Raw genomic sequence first — 2,741 nt, forward strand, 5'->3', positions numbered from 1 at the left:
TGCTTATTTCAATGCTTTTATTTCCCTTGCCACAATTCACATTTGGATCAGTAGAATTTTATTACTGGGATAGATTCAGAGTTGGCAATCGATGGTTATTTGCACACAATGTCGCACACAATGTCTGTCAAATCAAGCAGATGCAGCCCGCAATTAGGTTAGCAGTCGCTAACATCAGATAGAAGTCAAAAGATATAAATCCTGCAAATAGGAAGTGCTAGTTTGAATGGGTAAGAAAATGCGAAATCGCTTACCTAGACTCTCCAAAGGAGAGAGATGAAACCTGCTTAATCTGCATTTGAAATCGGGATAACTAATGGTTTTCTAGCTACTACACTCATTGGCTCATCTTCTTAATGCCGCTACTAACCGATGATATCTTGAGTGTCGAGTCCTGTAGATAAAGCAGAACCCGCGCTTTTATCAGCTAGCAGGTGTAAGTATAATCAAATTTGGTTACTGCGAAAAGAATTACAGTCTAAGCGGCTACTTGGGTAGTACTGCGACAGAAATTGCTTTGCTGTCTTGGCGCTTGCCATCGTACCGTGACAAAGCGCTCTCCTTCGACTTGGTACGATAAGAAGTTGGAATGCGATCTCTTCCACCGACCGCGCTCGTCTTGCTCATACGCTGATTCATTAGTATTCGGTTGGGGTTTGCTGCACTCCCAATACAACCGACAGAGTGGGCCCCAAATCACCCGAAGTGCGAAAGCTGCCGCCGGGGGAAACGATAAGTTCGCCTAAGTATTCAGCGCTCAATTGGCGCAAATCCTCATCAGTAAATAGCCCCGATGGGGCGTAGAATCTCGTCGGGGCTGGTTCTAAAGCTGTACATTTGCTCATCTCTAAGACTTTAGTAATAACAAATTCTGCTCAACAGTTTTCAACTTTATTCGTGCCTCATTTTTTTCTTGAGCGCTAATTCTAACAGAGTTAATCGTGTTGAGGTTGAGTGGTCTTGCTTGCTCTACTTCTATCATTGCCGCCTCTGGTTAGAATGGTACGCGCGTTAAGCCACGACGAATTCTCTGATTAAAATCTAGGCTCATCCTACTTTTAAGTTATTTTCGGATACATTTCCCGTTGCCTATCAACGCCCGTCTACCTATCTTGCGGCAGAACATTTCTGGTGTTAATTCTGCTGCAATATACATTAACGTTTTACAACTCTACATCAGAGCAAGCAATTTGTGATCGAAGCCGTAATTTTTGACATCGACGGAACACTGGTTGATACTGTTGACTTTCATGCCCAGTCTTGGGAGAGAACCTTTACTCACTTTGGTCATCAGATCCCATACGAGCAGATCCGCTCCCAAATCGGTAAAGGGAGTGACAAGTTAATGCCAGTCTTTTTCTCCGTGGAAGAACTTAACCAATCAGATGATGGTCAAAGCCCCACTTTCGGTGAACGGATGCGAGATTACCGCCGAGAACTGTACAAGAGTGAATATCATCCCCGTATAAAAGCTTTTCCTCAAGTGCGTGAGTTGTTCAGTCTAATTAAAGCAGATGGCAAACTCCTTGCGCTGGCTTCCTCGGCTACCAAGGACGATGTGGCAGTCTACAAACAGATCCTGAATGTTGAAGATTTAATCGATGCGGCAACCACTACCACAGAGGTAAAATCGTCTAAGCCAGATCCGGATCTGTTTTTTGTTACGCTGGATAAGTTAGGTAACGTTGCTCCTAATAATGTCATTGTTGTGGGCGATACACCCTATGACGCAGAAGCAGCAGGGGGTGCGAACCTACGCACAATTGGTGTACTTTCTGGTGGTTTCTCCGAGGAAAACCTACGTCAGGCAGGGTGCATTGCCATCTACCAAGATATAGCCGACCTGCTGGCACACTACGATGAATCTCCACTCAAGTAGGGCTGGAACGATTGCTTTCATGTTTATATGGCTGATACAAGTGGTAGTACATTTGAAAACCAGGAAACATTACGAACTGTTAAGCGTCTGAAGTTTCGTTTAGAGTTAGAGGAAAAATAATGGGACGATTGTTACTGAGGGGATTGCTTGTAAGTTTGGCGCTTTGGACGCTGCCTGCCCAAGCACAGCAGTTAAGCAAGCCTCAAATTGAAGCAATGGTTGATGCGCTGCGCCTAGCTGCACCAAAAACTAGCATTCAAGACGATGGACTATACAGCCAGTGGCAAATTACACCGGGTATTATTCCTAGCTGGTCTAAGCAATGCCTTGGGCGTGAAGTTACACCCAAACAACTAGAAAGCAGCCCAGGAGTAGCAAGGAGTATAGTCAGCTGTATTGTGCGCCGAGAGCTACCAAAGCAGTATGCAGCTACTAGCAATAATGAGACTACGGCAGTGCGTCGTACAGCTTGTTGGTGGATGACAGGTAATCCTACAAGCTGTACTAGCGGTCAAACTGCCAAATATGTTCAGAATGTTGAACGTTTTTATCAGCAAGCACGGAGCAAATAAGTAGCCATGTCAGCAGCGTCTAACCAGCGTTAACCTTTCCTGCTAAAACAAAGCTATATCTGCCTTAAACTATTATTTAAGGCAGATAGATTAAGACAATTGCTTTGTTTTAAATTGAGTCTTTAATCCAGTATTAAGCTAATAGACTTTAAAAAAGTATAATATATAAAGTTGATTGGGCAAGGGGTGGAGGGGACAATGCCTGCAAAAGGATTTCCCTTTCTGGAACAGAAAGAGAGATTGCAAACGCTAATACGCGGCAATAATTGTTCAAGAATAAGAGAACACGC

General features: G+C 44.0%; 3 protein-coding genes. 2 read left to right on the forward strand and 1 reads right to left on the reverse strand.

The features are described 5' to 3' along the window. Window positions 1-638 precede the first annotated feature (638 nt). A complete protein-coding gene (locus C7B70_RS25455; protein ID WP_106371651.1) occupies window positions 639-845 on the reverse strand; it encodes a hypothetical protein in 207 nt (68 codons plus the stop codon). Window positions 846-1,192: 347 nt separating this feature from the next. Here C7B70_RS25455 and C7B70_RS25460 point away from each other — a divergent pair, with 347 nt between their 5' ends. Further along, entirely contained in the window at window positions 1,193-1,879 is a 687-nt protein-coding gene (locus tag C7B70_RS25460) for an HAD family hydrolase (RefSeq protein ID WP_106371652.1), read from the forward strand. A gap of 119 nt (window positions 1,880-1,998) precedes the next feature. Next, window positions 1,999-2,451: a hypothetical protein gene (locus C7B70_RS25465; RefSeq protein ID WP_106371653.1), complete on the forward strand. Its 453-nt coding sequence runs from the start codon at window positions 1,999-2,001 to the stop codon at window positions 2,449-2,451. Window positions 2,452-2,741: the final 290 nt, after the last annotated feature.

The sequence above is a fragment of the Chlorogloea sp. CCALA 695 genome, assembly GCF_003003885.1.
Lineage (GTDB): Bacteria > Cyanobacteriota > Cyanobacteriia > Cyanobacteriales > Chroococcidiopsidaceae > Aliterella.

What these genes read in the sequence shown, in the direction of transcription:
- C7B70_RS25455 (WP_106371651.1), bottom strand. Translation starts at nt 845, where the DNA reads ATGAGCAAATGTACAGCTTTAGAACCAGCCCCGACGAGATTCTACGCC.
- C7B70_RS25465 (WP_106371653.1), top strand. Translation starts at nt 1,999, where the DNA reads ATGGGACGATTGTTACTGAGGGGATTGCTTGTAAGTTTGGCGCTTTGG.